The 17933-nt window shown below is 49.5% G+C and carries 15 protein-coding genes, 1 rRNA gene and 2 pseudogenes; 6 read left to right on the forward strand and 12 right to left on the reverse strand.

Going from position 1 to position 17933, the window contains the following annotated elements; translation table 11 throughout:
• Nucleotides 1-317, reverse strand: a 16S ribosomal RNA gene (locus tag BN3277_RS01140); the annotation flags it as partial.
• Between the two features lie 482 nt (nucleotides 318-799).
• Between BN3277_RS01140 and BN3277_RS01145 the strand changes: the two genes are divergently transcribed.
• Together BN3277_RS01145 and BN3277_RS01150 are read left to right on the forward strand one after the other, a co-directional pair.
• Complete coding sequence (locus BN3277_RS01145) at nucleotides 800-994, forward strand: hypothetical protein (protein ID WP_059040490.1); 195 nt, start codon at nucleotides 800-802, stop codon at nucleotides 992-994.
• Complete coding sequence (locus BN3277_RS01150; protein ID WP_059040491.1) at nucleotides 987-1328, forward strand: protein YmzB; 342 nt, start codon at nucleotides 987-989, stop codon at nucleotides 1326-1328. The genes BN3277_RS01145 and BN3277_RS01150 overlap by 8 nt, the downstream gene beginning before the upstream one ends.
• Before the next feature lie 61 nt (nucleotides 1329-1389).
• Here BN3277_RS01150 and BN3277_RS24780 read toward each other — a convergent pair.
• Nucleotides 1390-1683: pseudogene (locus BN3277_RS24780) on the reverse strand (ABC transporter substrate-binding protein); the annotation flags it as partial.
• A gap of 249 nt (nucleotides 1684-1932) precedes the next feature.
• On the opposite strand from BN3277_RS24780, the gene BN3277_RS01160 reads away from it, so the two are divergent.
• Nucleotides 1933-2670 (forward strand): EcsC family protein, encoded by a 738-nt coding sequence (locus BN3277_RS01160; protein ID WP_059040493.1) that lies wholly within the window; start codon nucleotides 1933-1935, stop codon nucleotides 2668-2670.
• A 5-nt stretch (nucleotides 2671-2675) separates the two neighbouring features.
• Here BN3277_RS01160 and ppsA read toward each other — a convergent pair whose 3' ends face one another.
• The 5 genes and pseudogenes from ppsA to BN3277_RS01185 form a co-directional block, all read right to left on the reverse strand.
• The gene (gene ppsA, locus BN3277_RS01165; protein WP_059040494.1) at nucleotides 2676-5291 is read right to left on the reverse strand and encodes a phosphoenolpyruvate synthase; all 2616 of its coding nucleotides are present in this window, start codon (nucleotides 5289-5291) and stop codon (nucleotides 2676-2678) included.
• A 206-nt stretch (nucleotides 5292-5497) separates the two neighbouring features.
• Nucleotides 5498-6244, reverse strand: a pseudogene (locus BN3277_RS25250) (aldo/keto reductase); the annotation flags it as partial.
• Between the two features lie 51 nt (nucleotides 6245-6295).
• Entirely contained in the window at nucleotides 6296-7312 is a 1017-nt protein-coding gene (locus tag BN3277_RS25255; RefSeq protein ID WP_059040495.1) for a DUF2804 domain-containing protein, read from the reverse strand.
• A 2-nt stretch (nucleotides 7313-7314) separates the two neighbouring features.
• Nucleotides 7315-8631: an MFS transporter gene (locus BN3277_RS01180; RefSeq protein WP_059040496.1), complete on the reverse strand. Its 1317-nt coding sequence runs from the start codon at nucleotides 8629-8631 to the stop codon at nucleotides 7315-7317.
• 1 nt (nucleotide 8632) lies between these two features.
• The gene (locus BN3277_RS01185; protein WP_059040497.1) at nucleotides 8633-10477 is read right to left on the reverse strand and encodes a glycoside hydrolase family 2 protein; all 1845 of its coding nucleotides are present in this window, start codon (nucleotides 10475-10477) and stop codon (nucleotides 8633-8635) included.
• Nucleotides 10478-10663: 186 nt separating this feature from the next.
• On the opposite strand from BN3277_RS01185, the gene BN3277_RS25665 reads away from it, so the two are divergent.
• Nucleotides 10664-10831, forward strand: coding sequence for a hypothetical protein (locus BN3277_RS25665; protein ID WP_187380019.1), 168 nt, complete (start codon nucleotides 10664-10666; stop codon nucleotides 10829-10831).
• A gap of 89 nt (nucleotides 10832-10920) precedes the next feature.
• Nucleotides 10921-12237, forward strand: a complete 1317-nt coding sequence (locus BN3277_RS01190; protein WP_187380020.1) for an MFS transporter — start codon at nucleotides 10921-10923, stop codon at nucleotides 12235-12237.
• A 26-nt stretch (nucleotides 12238-12263) separates the two neighbouring features.
• Here BN3277_RS01190 and BN3277_RS01195 read toward each other — a convergent pair whose 3' ends face one another.
• Together BN3277_RS01195 and BN3277_RS01200 are read right to left on the reverse strand one after the other, a co-directional pair.
• Nucleotides 12264-13958: a M3 family oligoendopeptidase gene (locus BN3277_RS01195; RefSeq protein WP_059040499.1), complete on the reverse strand. Its 1695-nt coding sequence runs from the start codon at nucleotides 13956-13958 to the stop codon at nucleotides 12264-12266.
• Nucleotides 13959-14062: 104 nt separating this feature from the next.
• Nucleotides 14063-14827 carry an SDR family NAD(P)-dependent oxidoreductase gene (locus tag BN3277_RS01200; protein WP_059040500.1) on the reverse strand — a complete coding sequence of 255 codons (765 nt, stop codon included), beginning with the start codon at nucleotides 14825-14827 and terminating at the stop codon, nucleotides 14063-14065.
• 109 nt (nucleotides 14828-14936) lie between these two features.
• Here BN3277_RS01200 and BN3277_RS01205 point away from each other — a divergent pair, with 109 nt between their 5' ends.
• The gene (locus tag BN3277_RS01205) at nucleotides 14937-15335 is read left to right on the forward strand and encodes a MerR family transcriptional regulator (protein ID WP_059040501.1); all 399 of its coding nucleotides are present in this window, start codon (nucleotides 14937-14939) and stop codon (nucleotides 15333-15335) included.
• A gap of 45 nt (nucleotides 15336-15380) precedes the next feature.
• Here the strand turns inward: BN3277_RS01205 and BN3277_RS01210 are convergent, their stop codons facing one another.
• The 3 genes from BN3277_RS01210 to BN3277_RS01220 all read right to left on the reverse strand — a co-directional run bounded on the left by BN3277_RS01210 (nucleotide 15381) and on the right by BN3277_RS01220 (nucleotide 17931).
• Nucleotides 15381-15881, reverse strand: a complete 501-nt coding sequence (locus tag BN3277_RS01210; protein ID WP_059040502.1) for a hypothetical protein — start codon at nucleotides 15879-15881, stop codon at nucleotides 15381-15383.
• Nucleotides 15882-16067: 186 nt separating this feature from the next.
• Nucleotides 16068-17153 carry an ABC transporter substrate-binding protein gene (locus BN3277_RS01215; protein WP_059040503.1) on the reverse strand — a complete coding sequence of 362 codons (1086 nt, stop codon included), beginning with the start codon at nucleotides 17151-17153 and terminating at the stop codon, nucleotides 16068-16070.
• Nucleotides 17154-17169: 16 nt separating this feature from the next.
• Nucleotides 17170-17931, reverse strand: a complete 762-nt coding sequence (locus tag BN3277_RS01220) for an ABC transporter ATP-binding protein (RefSeq protein ID WP_059040504.1) — start codon at nucleotides 17929-17931, stop codon at nucleotides 17170-17172.
• Between the last annotated feature and the right edge of the window lie 2 nt (nucleotides 17932-17933).

A 17933-nucleotide genomic window follows, 5' to 3' on the forward strand; every position in this document is an offset into this window, starting at 1 on the left:
TTCACCCTCTCAGGTCGGCTACGCATCGTCGCCTTGGTGAGCCGTTACCCCACCAACTAGCTAATGCGCCGCAGGCCCATCCGTAAGCGACAGATTGCTCCGTCTTTCCCAAGTCCACCATGCGATAGACTTGCGTATCCGGTATTAGCTACCGTTTCCGGTAGTTATCCCAGTCTTACAGGCAGGTTGCCTACGTGTTACTCACCCGTCCGCCGCTAACCCTCAGGAGTGCAAGCACTCCATCAGGTCCGCTCGACTTGCATGTATTAGGCACGCCGCCAGCGTTCGTCCTGAGCCAGGATCAAACTCTCCAATAAAGTGTTTGACTTGCTCATTTTTCAAAACTGACGAGATTTAAAATCTCATTTATTACTCACTCGTTGTTCAGTTTTCAAAGATCAACTTCGTTATCATCCCGGCCGTTCAAGCGCCGAAAGAATAATATATCACTTCAGCAAGCTTCATTGCAAGAAGTAATTCTTACCATTTCGCTTACCGCCTACCGTTCAACCGGCAGGAAAATCAATATACCATATCAGCAAAGCTCACATCTAGGTGAAAGTTTTTCCATTCAAGCTCATCGCTTGAACCTCTACAACCTTCACCCCCACGCCTTTACGGAGATCATCTTGCGAAGACTCCCGCGGGCCGGATAACTAATATATCACCCCCGCAAGTTACCTAGCAAGAAGTAATTCCTTCCATCTCCAGGATAGGAGAAAGGATAAGCCCAGCGGCAGAAGATCATACTACGTGCATTCGGCGTTATCTCTCTTGATACAGAAAGGAGTGCTGAACGATGAGCAACGCCCGCAAACGAGGACATGTGGAGTTTCGCCCGCCTAGGGTCCAACTCGCGGCGGATCTGCCGGGGGATGAAAACCTACGCGAACATCTTGATGATCTCAAAATGCATGATGGATTTCAGGGGTCCTGCGGTACCGTATCGCCAGATGCGCAGAACAACCGAAAGGAAGCCAATACCCATGAATGAGCAACTGCAGCCTGTGATGGACTGGCTTGAGGCGCATATCGGCGGCCAATTGCATATCCGCAAAGAGGAGCAAGGCGACACCGACGAGGTCAAACTCAAACTGGAGCAAAAAGGCATCCATGAGGATCATAGCCATGCGTTGGATGATTATACAGGTGGGCCTGTTTTGTATTTACGGGGAGAAGGCCGGGTCATCCAGCCCAATGGCTCGGAGCTTCCCCTGCCTCAGGATACCTTTCTCATACCAGTGGATGAATTGAAGCAGGCACGGATCGACGGCCACTCGATATCAGTGGAGACCGAGCGTGCCCGATATGACATTACCGAGTCCTAGCACGCAAAGAGGGATATCGCACCCAATAACGGCTCGATATCCCTCAAATCTATTGAAGCTACTACTTAACGTCCTTCCCCGTAAAAAGCGTCACTCCCGCTTTAACCAGCGCAGTGTACTCTTGTTCATTTTCTCAGCCCCAGCGCGATCCAATTCGGCGAGAAAATCATCATAAACGGCACAAACTGAGCAGGTTTGCTTAGAATCGCTTCCGGAATCCGTTTCTGGATGATATCCTGCGTTTTTTGATAGATCACCTGATAATCTCCTTCATTAGGACCACCTGCATATTGTACAACGCGCCCCATTCCTTCACCGGAAGCTCGTCTTCACTTGGGAACAGATCCTTCCACGTCTTTGGCGTCGGCCCCAAAGAACGAAAACGTGATTGGACCGGAGTTCTATCATGAAATTTACCCTCGAATACCACCTCATTATAATTCACCCCTTGAAGGAGAACCTTGATTTTCAAGTCAGTCACTAGCATGATCTAGACATCCCTGGACTTAGGTCGTGGGAAGATCACCGGCCCCGGTCCATACATTTTCAGGGAGATCTTCGTTACAATAAGCTTAACTGATGTTTTTTGAGGGGGAATTCACACGTGATTTACGAACAGCAAGTGCGTAAGGAATTGGCCGAGTGGGAGCGCAACATGTTTAAATCGGCAGGATGGTTGGAGAAAACCTCAAAGTCCATCAGCCAACGAATCAATCAATGGATCCCGCCGAAAATGCACCAGATCATCACCACAACCATCCGCTCCATCGTGCGTACGGCGTTGTTCGGAGCCGAATACACGCCAAAACGTCCGGTTCAGCACCAAATAGAACTGGAGACCGCCGATAAAGAAGCGAATGAACTGTTTCGCCTTTACCAAAAAATCGCGGTTGCGGAAGGTGCGGGAACCGGAGCAGGCGGTATTGTGCTGAATGCGGTGGATTTTCCGGCACTCATTGCGATAAAGATGAAGTTTTTGTTCGAATTGGCTCATGTCTACGGATATGACACGAAGGTGTTTTCCGAACGCGTATTTATTCTCAAAGTCTTTCAAATGACCTTTGCGGGTCCCCAAAACCGCGCCGATATCTTACAATCCATCAAACAATGGCATATCGAAAAGGAGCAATGGGCATATGATACCGAATACTCCGAAACGCTGGACTGGGAGACCTTTCAGATCGAATACCGCGATGCGATCGACTTCCGTAAAATGCTCCAGATGGTTCCCGGAATCGGCGCGATTGCCGGCGCTTGGGCAAATTACACCATCCTGGAGGAGCTGCGAGAATTTGCGATAAACGCTTATCGCTTGCGCAAACTGTCCGATGAGGTCCAGTAAAGGGTTTAAATGAACTCGATGAACCCTTCCGTACCATTCACGCGAATTCGTTGGCCGTCTTTGATTCGTTGGGTTGCATGCTCTACACCAACAACCGCAGGCAGGCCATATTCACGGGCGATGACGGATCCGTGGGTCATCAAACCGCCGACCTCAGTGACTAAACCTCGGACGGAAACAAACAAAGGCGTCCAGCTCGGGTCGGTAAAGGTAGTGACGAGGATATCTCCCTCTTCCAACACCGCATCTTCCATATTTAAGATGACTCGTGCGCGACCTTCAACCACGCCGGAGGAAACCGGCAAACCGACCATCGCATTCGCGGGGATATTTTTACGTTGATAATTCCCCCTTATGATTTCACCGTCTGATGTCATCACACGTGGAGGAACAAGTTTTTCGTAGTGTTCGTATGCGTCTTTCCGCTGGGTGATAAGTTCCCTGTCTAGCCGATTCGTCCGTACGGTTTCGCAAAGTTCTTCGAACGTGAGGTAATAGATGTCCTCCTTGTCGGAAATAACCCCCGCTTGAGCAAGGCGTTCACCTTCTTCTAGCAAAGCCTGTTTATAGATAAAGTAGCGCGAGATCATGCCGTATTTGGGATACTCGCGAAAGCCCGAGAAATTCCGGACGAGGTCGATCATTCGTTTGGTTTCTTGGGCTTTTTGCTCTCCATCCGGCAATTCTCTCAGGCGTTTCATCAGCTCTTGTTCTTTGTTCAAAGCACCCTGTCGACCCTGTTCAAATTTTCGCTGGCTGGCATGGGGCTCGAATTGCTTGATATTGCCAAGAATCAACGGGAGAAGCATGACCGGGCTTTCTACCCAACGCGTACGGGTAATATCGATTTCCCCAGGGCACCGCATGCCGTATTTGTTAAGAAAACGCTGAATCGCGGTACGTACCTTCTCTCCCCCCTCGAACCTCGCGAGTTCATTTAAGAAGCGATTGTCTTTTACTTGCTCCAGGTACGCGACGATCTCTGGATATGGACGAACCTCGTCGGCGACATCCATAAGCGCCAGGCCCATTTCCGAAGTAATATTACCCGGTACGGACTGGGAAATCGAGTCGGCGGCATTTTTTTCACCTAACCATTCATTCATTTTTTCGTTGATCCACTTGGAAGCATTCATCCCAGCCATAATTACAGCTGAACTTTGGGGGTCAAACAGAATTTTCTTTAGTTCCGAGATATCCTCCTTAATAAAATCCATTAACTCCGGCCCTGATTTCCCGCGGATATGTTGTTTTAAGGCTTCAATCGAGACTTGAGTCCGTTCTCTTAAATCGGATACGATGCTTGGATTTTGTTCAATCCCAAACGGATCGTTCCCAGCTGACACGGGAGCTTTTCGCTGAACGGCTGCCCCGTCCTTGGGAGCGGGAGATGTTGTCGGAATAAAGTCATCTCTATCCAGGATGGTCATTAGCGCATCTTTGATCAACGGTTCCGAATGCCCTATAGTGTCTAAAATCATTTCCCGGCTGCCTGGCGCAGCCAACATCGGCGTAACATCAACAAACAACCGGCCACCCGCGGTCCGCATGGGCGCCGGAGTAACTAATAAGTAGAAGGAGAGTCCCAGCGGCCGGATGGGGTCGGTCATCATTTGCTGATGGCCAACCGAGATATACACCCGATTGCTTTGATCCGTTTCTTCGGGGATCGGGAATAAGGTAGTGATTGGCCGGCTCTGGACAATATAGAACGCATCCTCCGTCAAACACCATTCGACGTCCTGCGGCTGACCAAAGAAGGCTTCAATCCGTCTCCCGATCCGATCCATGCGTAAGATTTGCTCATCCGTAAGGACCTGAGCTTTTTGCTGATCGAGATCAATGTCTTTCGTCTCTATCCCACCTTCGTTCCGTCCATAAACAGCCAAGGTTTTATCGGGTATCCGTTTCTCGATGATCCTTCCCTCTTTCACCTTATATCCATCCGCGGACACCAGCCCGGAAACCAGAGCTTCGCCAAGTCCGTAACCGGCATCGATGGACAAGATCTTTCGATGGGAGCTCACCGGATCCGCCGTGAACATAATCCCGGAGGCTTGGGGGAACACCATTTGCTGAATGATCACGGAGATGGAGATTTGACGATGATTCAATCCATTTCGCATCCGGTAAATCACCGCGCGATCCGTATAGAGAGAGGCCCAGCATTTGCGAAGATGGTCCAGGATCGATTCATATCCGATAATATTCAAATAACTATCCTGCTGCCCGGCAAAAGAAGCATGCGGCAAATCTTCGGCGGTTGCACTGGAACGAATGGCATACGCTTGGTTTCTGTCAAATCGGGATAGATGAGAAGATACCTCTTTAGCCACTTCCGGAGGGATCACGGCCTCTACGAGGCATTGGCGAATCTGCCGACTGATCTTGCCGATTTCTGCGACATCCCCGGGTTGAAGCTGCATCAGTTTATCGACCAAAGTGCGATAAGATTCTTGTTGTTCAATCGCTTGTTGATAGGCGGCTGTTGTTACGATAAAGCCATCAGGGACTTGGATGCTATCCAGCGAAGATAATTTGATTAGATTTAGCCCTTTACCGCCAACATCGGCTAGCTGTGCTTGATCCAACTCACGTAATCCGATAACCATTGCTTTCACGAACCTCACTCCTTCGACCCTTTTCGGATAAAATCCGTTTGACAAGAGTTTAACCGCATGGTACAATAAAATTGTAAGATGGATTTTTATGTCCGTTTATCCAACACTGACAGTCGTGCGGTAATTATAACATGGTGTCTTCCTCTATACAACAAGCAAAAGGAACCCGGATCATTCACGGGTTCCTTTTTTGATCTTCTCCTATATTACTCCGCCCCCACCACAGGATGTGGGACATACGGTTCTTCCAGATAAGCAATTTCCTCAGCGCTAAGTTTAACTGACAAGGCGCCAACCGCATCCTCTAGTTGCGAAATTTTCGTTGCGCCCACGATTGGCGCTGCGACCTGTTCCTTCTGCAGCAGCCAGGCCAGCGCGATATGCACGCGGGAAACACCGCGTTTCTCCGCCACTTCCGCCACTCGCTCAATAATAAACCGATCGGCTTCTGCGGTCGGATCGTATTTGGACTTTTGAATTGCATCGCTTTCCGATCGTTCAGTCGTAACCGAGGTATCTCGAATCAGTCGCCCGGAAGCGAGCGGGCTGTATGGCGTGACGGCGATGTTTTGGTCTTTGCAGAGCGGAAGCATCTCCCTCTCCTCTTCCCGGTAAATCAGGTTGAGATGATTTTGCATGGAGACGAACCGGGTCCATCCGTGTTTCTCCCCAACATGCTGCGCCTTCTGGAACTGCCAGGCATACATCGCGGAAGCTCCGATATATCGAGCTTTTCCCGATTTGACCACCTCATGAAGAGCTTCCATCGTTTCCTCGATCGGTGTGGTGTAATCCCAGCGATGAATGATATACAGATCCACGTAATCGGTTCCCAGCCGCTTCAGACTCTTGTCGATTTCGCTTAAAATCGCTTTCCGCGATAAACCGGCTCCGTTTGGACCGGGATGCATACGCCCCCACACCTTGGTCGCAAGCACAATCTCGTCCCGGTTTCATTCCTCCAACCTATGAGGTCTATAATTCATTATAGACAAGTTGTTTCCTCACCAGTGATTTACAGCATGCTCAATAAAAGCGACCATATGGTCGATCTCAAGAACTTTGCCGTCATCCAACACGGCTTTGCCTTTAAACGTACCAAATAATTGGTGGCATTTATTGTCGATAAAAAGCAGCTTGGTAGCGGTTTGCTGATCATAGATCGGCGTGAACTCCATCTCAAATCTGCCGTCCTCACTGGTAATTTGTTTTTTGGACATATACCCTCCCGCCGGTAGATCATAATAAACCTGACCTAATTTATGGGCAGTGCCGTCATAGAAGAGGATATTCTCCGTCGCTTTCGAAGTGTTTCCGAAGCCATGCCCGATATTAAAGCCAAATCGTTTCCCATCAACATAACAGCTCCCATTCCCCCAAAACCATTCATGCGAAAAAGGCCATACGCCTCGGCCCCAATCCAGCAAACCAAAGGCAGATTCCGGTTCAAACCGATACTCCCGTCCATCAACCCGAACGACGCCGCTGGCGGGCATACAGTTGATTTTGTGATTGTAATAAAACTGGGACGGATGCTCGTCAAACGGAGTGGCCATCACGATCGAAGTCTTGTCGGGTTGAGATAATTCAACCTCAAGCTCTATCGTTGGAAGCTTCTTATCCTTAGCTCGGCAAATCAGCTTCCGGCCTCCCTCAAACACCTGGAATTGCATAAACAGGTTCTTTCGATCAACCGTTAAATCCCCTTCTTCCGCCGTGAGCGGCATATGTAAGGAGTTAAAAGGCAAGACCAGCATTTGCGTAATTTCATAATGCCTGCCCGTGGCGAACTCAAAGAGTTTAACCGACACGCTCCCCGCATAGGAGACATGACCAATCGTCAGCTGCAAGCAGTAATTCTCGTTTGAGACCTGATAGAAATCCCACTCTTTGATTCGCCATGGGCGTGCTTGAATGGATTCCCGATTATAATGGAGAACCGCTTGGGTTGAATATCCCTGCTGCAACAACCTTCCGTTGGAATCCAGCAGATTCCCCGGCATATGGATCCTATTTTGCATAATTACCCCTCCCATGTTGAAGCGTGATTGTTTTCGGACTGCACACGTGATCTCGCATACTTCCCGGCTGGAATTAAAGGCAGCAACGTCAAAATGGTAACCCCTGCGGACACCAGAAACAGCAGCTCGGTGGGCACCATCCCTCCTACGCCGTCCATCACCATGTAAACGCCAAATCGGCGAATCACAATCCCGGAAATGAACGGTCCGATCACCATAGGCAAACATACGGCAAAAATCATTCGAATCCCCTCGAACTGTCCTCGTTGCTGCTCCGGATACAGGTTTTTGACCCATGCGGTCATCGTTTGCATCATAAGCACATAACCGATCCCAGCTCCAAAGATTCCTAAGAGCAACAGATACATGCTTGAGACTTGAGAAATGACGAGGAGTCCAAGTGTATTAGCCACAACAGCTAACCAGATCACCATCGTGACCTTTCCTTTTTGAATGAGTTTCGCCGCAGGAATCGTTAGAAGAATCGCCGCCACAAGCCCGATGCCCTGAAGGGTACCGGAGAGCGAATAGCTCATCTTCAGGTAGTTATTCAAATAAATTGTGATATACGGAAAATAAACATTAAACGCGGTGAAAAACACGCCGTTGATGACAAACACCCAAAACAACTCTTTGTTGTCCAGCACCGTCTTCAGGTGGAAAACCTCCGCAAATTGCTTGAGATAACCGCCCTCAAGTTTTCTCCCCTTCAGTCCGGGATCATCCTTTAAGCTAAACAGCGTGAAGATGCCCATCACGGTCACCAAACCACCCATCAGCGAAAAAAATGGAAAAAAGTCCAGCGCATCCACCAGCATCCCCGAGACGACGGCGCCGAAGATCGTAGCGAAGACCGGCATGGCGGCTAACGCCCCGCCGAGCTTGCCCCGGTTATGGACATTGGAGATATCCGTCGTCCAAGGATTATACCCGGCGTCATATCCGGTGGAACCAAAGAAGCTCATAATCGCATCGGCGACAACCACGATTACCATCGCGGTGATCAAAGGCTCTTTCGGTAGAAACTCCGTGGCCCCGAAAGCCATTGTAAACATCCCCCAGCCGATATAACCTACGGCGATAAACGGCTTCCTTCGGCCCACTCGGTCCCCCCAGGTTCCAATGACAAAGGTGGTCATGGTTGAGACGACGGCACTAATCCCCACCATCCAAGAGATAATCGCGGGATCCTTGGCGATTTTGGCATATACAAACGTATTAAACCAGGAGTTCTCGATGTTCCAGCAAATTTGCCCGGCCATGCCGAGCACCCAGATCAGCATCCAATTTCGTGCGGAGATCCCCGATTGGCGATTCATCTCATTCCTCCTCAATTAGAGCTGCATGCAGCTGGGATACCACGTCCGGATCGATCTTCACGACTTCCCGGTCATATGTCAAAAGCCCATTAAGTTCGGTCTCCACATCGGTGAGCTGCGTGTAAACCGCTGCCGCTAGTCCTTTTGTAATTAATGGCCTTAATTGATTTTGCATCAGCGAAAAGTAGGCGATCTCAAAATCAGCCCGGGTCTTGCATTTCTTATAGCCAAAGCCCTGCCCTTCTCGCCACACATGACCCGGCTCCATCAGGCTATAGCCGCCGTATTCCGAGATCACCACGGCCCGACTGTCCGGATGCTTTGGCATCCGTAATTTCCGGAAATAGATATGCTTGCTGATCACATCGCCAGCCCCTTGATCATGCCAGCCGCTGGCGTGATCAACCGGACGTGAAGGGTCGTAGGCTTTCAGCCATTTTGCGATATTGGATGCGTCAAACTGCCCCCAGGCTTCATTAAAAGGGACCCACATCCCAATGCAAGGTACATTATAGAGTGCGTCGATCATTTCCTTCAGTTCCTTGCGGTAGTTCTCCCGATTTGCGGGGTCGGACCTCCCTAAGGCTTTATACTTGTTATCCTTCACTTTGAGTGCGCTTACAAAATTGGGGAGAATCAGATGATGCAGATGATTCCAGCCGCCCCCGCCGTTCACCATGTCCTGCCAGACAATCATCCCTAAGCGGTCGCAATGATAATACCATCTTGCGGGCTCTACTTTGATATGCTTCCGAATCATATTAAAACCAAGCTGCTTGGCCATGATGACATCATAGGCAAGGGCTTCATCCGTAGGCGCGGTGTACAAGCCGTCCGGCCAATAACCTTGATCCAATACTCCCTGTTGAAACAAGGGTTCCCCGTTCAGAAGCAGCCTAGGTACCCCCGCCTGATCCTTCTCGACGCTAAACGCTCTCATCGCAAAATAACTTTGCAGCGAATCAACCGTACTCCCATCAACCACCAGACGCAAAATGAGCTCATAGAGAAACGGTGAGTCCGGACTCCACAACTGCACGTCCGATAATTTGAGTTGCATTTCCTCTCCTGTAATGCTGCGGGCAGTAGCGATCTCTTTCCCATTCTCAAGAGCGACCGCTTCGTAATAAACAAGCGAAGGCTGAGGCTCACGAGTTCGCTGACCGGCATTGCGCTCAATATGTACAGTAAGCACCCTTGCCGCAAGGTCCGGGGTGATTCGGAAGGAAGTGATGTATGACTCCGGTACCGGTTCAAGCCAAACGGTCTGCCAGATTCCTGAAACCGCCGTATAAAACAGTCCTTTAGGTTGCAACGTTTGCTTGCCCCGCTCCTGTCCGAAGCGCTCGGTCGGGTCCCATACCCTTACTACGATTTCATTCTCACCTTCACGCAAGTACGAAGTAATGTTAAAGCTAAAAGGCGTATACCCGCCGGTGTGCTCTCCCGCCTTACGCTGATTAATCCACACCTCCGCCTTCCAGTCGACCGCCCCAAAATGCAGCAACACGTTTTGTCCGCTCCAGGCCGGTGGGATGACGAAGGTTCTTCGGTACCACAGCCACTCGTCGGGTTGCAGCGGCTGGTTCACCCCGGATAAGGCCGACTCGAGCGGATAGGGAACAAGAATCGATCCATCATAGTCCTTCACCTGTTCGGGGCCCGAATCCCCCTCTTTTGGACGGATCGCATACTCCCACAATCCGTTTAGATTCATCCATCGCTCCCGCACCATTTGGGGACGTGGATATTCCGGAAGCACCTGCAGCGGGTCGATCTCTTTAGCCCATCTAGTTTTGAGACCTTCCCCCGCGATCCATGACGCTTGTTGTCGTCGCTGCTCCATGTCCTGCCACCCTTCTATGTTTGGTAGTACAAAGGTCTTGCTTTAATTTTAAAAGGAATCAGTAAAATACACCATCGATTTTTTGAAACGCATATTTCTTCCGCATGTGGCGAATCGTAAGATCGTAAATCCTGAAGTCGCTCCCCAACACACACCATATAAACCATAGGAGGTACAACTGTCGCAATGGCATCCAGTAGAAATCACCAAGGCGCTCACGGCATCGGCCAGATTGAGAAACAATTAAACCAACAGATGGAAGCAGCCGCCGAAATCCAGGGTGAGGCCGGTATCGACCAACGCATCAAGCAGAATGCAAAACGTCCAGCCAAACCATCGAAAAAAGAGACCTGAGGGGCCTCTTTTTTCCTTTCACCTGCATCTTCCTTCGCCAGCCGTTAAGTGCTAGAATGTTATTTTAGCCGACAACAAGCAACCGGAGGATGAACCAAGTGGGTTATTTACGCGCTTTCACACGTGAGATGGACGGATGGTCCAGAAATATCAAGCTCTTCTTCTTGGCTAATATTCTCTATCAAATCGGCACCGGGATGTTTGGGGTGCTGTATAATTTGTACATTCAAGGACTGGGTTACGATGACGCCATGAACGGACGCGTTGTCAGCTTTCAGTCCTTTGCTACGGCTCTAATGTTCGTGCCGATCGGAATTTGGGGCGACCGTACGAGCCGTAAGAAAATCCTCGTTTTGGGGGCTTTGTTAAGCGGTGTCGCTTTCATTCTCCGCTCCTTCTCCTCCGGAGAATCCGCTTTGCTTGGATTCGCCGTGTTTACGGGCTTGTTTGCTTCTTTTTTTCAAGTTCTGTCGATCCCCTTCTTAGCCGAAAATGTCACCACCGCCAACCGGCTGAAAATGTTCAGCTACTTCTCCTCCCTTGGTCTGGCCTCTCAAGTGATTGGCAGCTTAGGCGGCGGGGTGTTCGCTGATGCACTTAAGTCACTTGGTTTCGCCAATTTACCTAGCCTTCGAACCGTGTTGATCCTCGGCGGAGCTGCAACCTTAGCCGCCTTTATTCCGATGCTGTTCGTCCGCGAAAACAACGATCTAGCTACAGCGCAGGTAAAACAGGAACCAGGCAACTCGCCCGCAAAGGAGCCAACCGTTTCCCCTACTGGCGAGATTACGCGAGGAGCAGCCGAAGATTCCCGGATGATTGCGCGTTTTGTTGCCGCCCAACTGCTGATTGGCTTAGGTTCGGGACTTGTCGTTCCTTATCTCAACTTGTATTTTACCAACCGTTTCTCCATTTCGCTGTCCCTAATGAGTTTGTTAATCTCGTTGGGTCAAGTGATGACCATCGTCTCCATGCTGATCGGCCCCTCTTTGGCAAGCCGGGTGGGCCAAGTGAGAGCAGTAGTCATTTTTCAAATGTTGTCCCTGCCATTTCTACTGTTGACCGGCTTTACGAATGGATTCCTCATCGCCGCTGTGAGCTTCCTGTTCCGGCAAGCGTTAATGAATGCCGCCAATCCGATTCAATCCGCGATCATGATCGACCGCGTCTCCGACAAGCGGCGAGGGATCGCAAACTCGCTGACTCAAACGGCGTTTATGCTAGGATGGGCGACGATGGGGCCCGTTCAATCGTATTTGGTCACGACCTACGGTACCTATTGGGGATATGCCATCACCTTTAGCATGACCGGCTGTTTATATACTGCCGCTTCGCTCTTGTACTACTTTATGTTCCGCGGGACCTCCAGGAAGACTCTCCACGAAAAAAGACGTTTGCAAATGTAGTCCTTTGCAAACGTCTTTTATTCTTTTTATAGTACAGTGTCGTCTACGCTCTCAAGCCAGGCTTCTATGCTTCCGATCACCGAAGTGACGCAGCCGTCTTCGAACGGAGAAATCAACCCGGCCGTTTGAACCAGCTCCGTGAAGGAGCGGCTGCCGCCTTGTTGGCATAAACGCAAGTAGTCCGCCCATGCCGCTTCGCGATCTTCATGCATCTTCTTCCAGAACTGAAACGCACAAATCTGCGCGAGGGTATAATCAATATAATAAAACGGCGAATTGAATATATGACCTTGCCGGTGCCAAAACCCGCCCCGTTCCAAATAAGCGTTATCCGCATATTGCCGGTAAGGCACATATCTGCGTTCGATCTCCCGCCAAGCTTGCTTGCGCTCCGCCGGTGTCGCCTCCGGATGCTCATACACGTAATGTTGGAATTCATCCACCGCCACGCCGTAGGGAATAAAGACGATGGCGCTAGCCAAATGATCAAATCGGTATTTATCGGCTTGTTCTTCAAAGAACAAATCCATCCAGGGCCAAGTGAAGAATTCCATGCTCATGGAATGGATTTCGCAGGCTTCCAGCGTCGGGAACTGATACTCCGGCACCTCGAAGCCCCGACTTTCGTACATTTGGAAAGCATGCCCCGCTTCATGCGTCAGTACATCGATATCGCCGGACGTGCCGTTGAAATTCGAAAAAATAAACGGCGCCTTGTAATCGCTGATAAAGGTACAATACCCGCCGGCCCGTTTCCCTTGCTTGGAGACAAGATCCATCAATTCATTTTCTGTCATAAAGGTGAAAAACTCATCCGTCTCCCGGGACAGCTCGCTATACATCTTTGCCCCGTTCTTCACAATCCACTCGGGATCGCCTTTGGGCACCGCGTTTCCGGACTTAAAGGCAATGCTTTCATCATAGTACAGCAGCTGGTCCACACCGATCCGATTCTTTTGCCGCTCTTTTAACTTCGTGGCCACCGGCACAATATGCTCCAGAACCTGGCTTCGGAAGTTCGCCACCTGTTCGGCATTGTAATCCGTCCGCGACAACCGGGCATAAGCCAGCTCAACGAAGTTGCTGAATCCAAGCTGCTTAGCGATCTTCGTTCGGACTTGGACCAGCTCATCGTAGATCCGATCGAGTTCATTCTCATGCTCGGCCATAAAACCATACGCCGCTTCAGCCGCGCGCTTGCGAACCTCCCGATCCGTCGACTGCTGGAACGGAATCAGTTGGGATAAATTGCGGTCCTCGCCTTCAAACGGAATTTTCGCGGAAGCGATCAACTTGGCGTATTCAGTGGTCAATTTGTTCTCCCGCTGCAGGTCCTCGATCACCTCAGGACTAAACGTCTTTAACGACAGCTCAGCAAGGCGGAACAGCTGGCGTCCCCATTTTTGCTCCAACTCGGTGCGAAATCTCGAGCTAATTAAAGCCCGGTAGTATTCTGTGATGGATTCCTGTACGACCGGCCCGTTTTCATCATAAAATTCCTGTTCGACTTTATAAAATTCGTCATTGGTATCGATCGTATGCCGGGTGCTGGCGATCTCCTGCATCGTGTCGAAGCCGCTCCGCAGCTGATTGATTTCCCGCATGATCCGGTCCTGCTCCGCATAGGAAGCCGCCGCGTGGAACGCGTGAAGGAGCTCCTTAAAATTCTGTTGGAAAACTTGGACATCTGGGCGTTCATAGCGGTATTCGCTAAATTTCATGGCATGCACCTGCCCTTTCGAGAGAATAGTATATTGTCGGTCCACGTTGATAGATTATGAACATTATACTAAGCCTCTATATGGACTGCAAACCTGCCATGGGTTTAGAGCATCTGCCCACCCGATACTTCAATACGCGTCCCGTTCACCCAGCCGAACTCCTCCGTACATAGGGAAGCGACCACGCCTCCAATATCGTCGGCCTCCCCTACACGACCTAGGGCAATATTGTTTGCAATAAAATCTCTCATCTGTGGATTATCCCGGACGGAGCCCCCGCCGAAATCCGTTGCAATCGCGCCCGGGGCGATGACGTTGACGCGAATGCCGCGTTTCCCCCATTCTTTTGCCATATATTTTGTTAGCACCTCGATGGCGCCTTTCATCGCCGCATAAGCTCCAAATCCGGCAATAACAAAACGGGTCAGACCCGTAGAGAGATTAACAACACGGCCCTGATCGGCAATCAGCGGATACAGCTTCTGCGATAAGAAGAAGACCCCTTTGAACTGGACATTCAGGAGGCTGTCGAATTGTTCCTCCGTCGTTTCCGTAATCGGAACATGAGCGCCAAATCCTGCATTATTCACCAGAATGTCGAAGCTATCGCGGTTCCATCCTTCCTTCAGCACGTTCGTCAGCTGCGAAATAAATGTATCAAACGAGGCGACTTTTCCGGTATCCAGCTGCAGCATCGCCCCCTTTTGCCCCAGTGCTTCAATATCCTGCACGACCTTCTCCGCCTCCTCCTTGCGGGAATGGTACGTGATAATCACATCGATTCCTTTGCGTGCGAGCGCAAGAGCGCTATTTCTCCCAAGCCCCCGGCTGCCGCCGGTAACCAGTGCAATGGTCTTGTTGGAATTCATTTTCAATCACTTCTCCTTTAGGTGGAATATCGCCACTTGAACGGGATCTCGTTGTGGACTATAGTGAGTATATTGCTTCGAGTTAACTCTAAGTCAAGGGGGAGAAGAATTGAAATATTCCATTAATGAAATTGCCAACCTATTCGGCTTAACTGCACATACCTTGCGTTATTATGATAAAGAAGGACTGCTGCCTTTTATTGACCGGGATCCATCCGGCAACCGGATTTTTACGGAGAAGGATCTGGAATGGTTGACCATGATCTGCTGTTTAAAAGATACGGGAATGCCGATCAAAGAAATCAAACAATACGCGGATTGGTGTGCGAAAGGAATGGGAACGCTGGAGGAACGGAAAGACATGCTGACAAAACATCGTTTGAATGTCGTCAAGCAGATGGAGGCTTTACAGAAGAATCTGGATCTTATCGATTCGAAAATCGCCGTTTATAATGATCCGGTGTTGGCTGAACAACGGTACGGGAATATCAACGGAACTCCATCATAATAAAAAGCCGCAGAGCTGCGGCTTTATTGACCCATCGAAGTTAGGTTATCCGGTTTTTCTGGATCTAAGATAAACGTCCACCTTGCTTTTCATTGATTGGATGGTGGTTTTCCGGTACTGCAGCGCAAGTCGCAAGACCTTCAACTGCTGCGTGCGGGATAATTGCCTGAACCGCGGCTCTTGCCGCATAAATTTGCGAATGATCGACCAACTGTTGGCCGAAGTTCGTTCCCGTTGAATTCGTGGCGCCTCATAAGGAAGGTTTGGCTTACGTATGCGATGAACCAACGAACTCAATCGGGCCGAAGCTTTACTCTCATCGACAAGGCAGGGAGCTACCGCATTTTTCGTATGTTTCCTTAAAAAATCGTAATGGTGGCTGCCGCTGACGATCACGTAACCTCCATCCTTGCGGCTTTTGCGGACAATCATCAGATGCATGCAGTCCTGCGCGGCCCTCCGCAGCTTCTTGAGCCGCTCAGTAAGCTGGACGGATATTCCGGGTTTAAGCTGATTTAGAGGGATATACTGCACCGTAAATCTCATGGGCCCACCCCTTTCAGGTTCACTTTTGGTTATGTATATGCCCCATTCTCCTAAATTGCGTCTTTTAAAAAAATGTTAAACAAGCCGCCAAAGCGGTAAATAACGTTGAGGCGTAAGTAAAATAATTGAACGAACAAAAACAAGGCAAACCGCAAATGCGGATTGCCTTGTTTTATATCCTAACGCTTATTTAAACAAATCCGGATACATCTCTTTCGCCAACTGCTCCATCCCGTCGATTGTGTTATAACCATAACCAAACATATAGTTGTAGTCGACCGCATAGATTTGCTTGTTCTGGATCGCTTTCATGCTGGATAATTTGGGATTGGTATAAAGTGCTTCTTTAAGTGTTTTGGCATCCGATCCGTCGTAGGTTTTCCAATCCGGGATGATCAGGACGTCCGGGTCAGCTCCAATCAGCGTTTCCACACTCACCTCGCCGGTTTCGTTTTTGAACATATTATCAAGCTTCACCATACGAAAAGCATCGTTAAAGAAAGTTTCATCATGGGCAGCATAAACGCTGACTTCTTTGGGATCGCTCATAAATAATAAAACGAAGGTTTTTTCTTCGGTAATGCCCGCTAGTTTGGAGCTAATCACTTCTTGTCTTCCTTTTAATTCTTGAATAAATTCATTTGCCTTCTCCTGCACACTAAAAATTCTCCCTAAATTTTCGATATCCTTGTAGACCGATTCATAGGTTCCCCCAGTAATCGAAGATTCCAGAACGTAGGTTTTGATGTCCATCTCATTTAATACGTCAACGGTCCCAACGCCCCAATCGGCGTTCTCAAATAAACCGCCGCGCCCAACGACCAGGTCCGGATCCGTTCCCAGGGTTACTTCTTTCCCAACATAACCATCGCTCAAAATATTCAATTTGTTGTATTCCTCTTCCACCGAGGTATCCGGTGCACCAAAGTTTGCGCCCACGCCGACAATTTTATCGCCTAATCCCAAGTGCAATAACAATTCGGCGGCGGGTCTCGTATTGGCCATGATCCGTTCAGGCGTTTGATCGAAGACTTGCTCTTTCTCTTCCCATACCGTGCCGCCTTCCGCCTTCGTGTAGTTCACGATCGTTACGGGATATTGGGTGGTAGCTGCTTCTTGATTTTGATTTGGAGTTTGGGTTTGGGCTTCATTTTGAGCTTGATTTTGCGCGGACGCCGAGCCGCTGCTCGTACTCGAGCTCGTGTTTGTCCCTCCGCAAGCCGTTAAGGTCAGCAGGAATGTTAAACTAAGTCCCAGCCATTTCTTTTTCATGAACGAGTCTCCCCTTCTATATTCCATATGCGAAACCTAATCCGTTCGTAACTGGATTAATATAAGTCTGGCATTTCACTTGATAGAGTGATTCAATCACTTCCGGTGTCAGGACTTGATCGGGCCTGCCGTGCGTATAGACCTCTCCGTCCTTGATCGCATAAAGATAATCGCAATAGTGCGCAGCGATTTCCAAGTCGTGAAGGGCTGCCAGCACCCCAATCTTCAGATCCTTAACACAGGTTAAGATTTCCAATTGATAGCGAATGTCCAAGTGATTTGTAGGTTCATCCAATATCATGAACTGGGGCTGCTGAGCAATGGTTCTTGCAAGAATTACCCGCTGCTTCTCCCCTCCGGACAACGACAAATAGCTGCGGTGCTGGTAATCCAGCAAATTCGTTCGCTTTAGCGCATCCTCCACGATGGCAACATCCTCTTGTTTATCGGATTCCAGCAGTTTTTTATGCGGAGTCCGGCCCAACATCACCATCTGGTGCACCGTTAAATCAAAATGCATTTCATTAAATTGACCCACCACGCCTAAACGTTGTGATACTTTCTTTTCTGAGGTTTTTAGAATATCCATCTCATTCAGAAAAACGGTGCCCTTCTGCGGAGGTAAGCTCTTATAAATGCTTTTGAGCAACGTTGATTTTCCGCAGCCATTTGGACCAATCAGCCCTACAAATTGCCCGGTTTTAACGTGGATCGAAACATTTTTGACGATTTCCTTTTTTCCGAGCTTGATCTCTAATTGCTTCGCGGTCAGTTCCATGC

This window comes from Paenibacillus rubinfantis (genome assembly GCF_001486505.1).
Lineage (GTDB): Bacteria > Bacillota > Bacilli > Paenibacillales > Paenibacillaceae > Fontibacillus > Fontibacillus rubinfantis.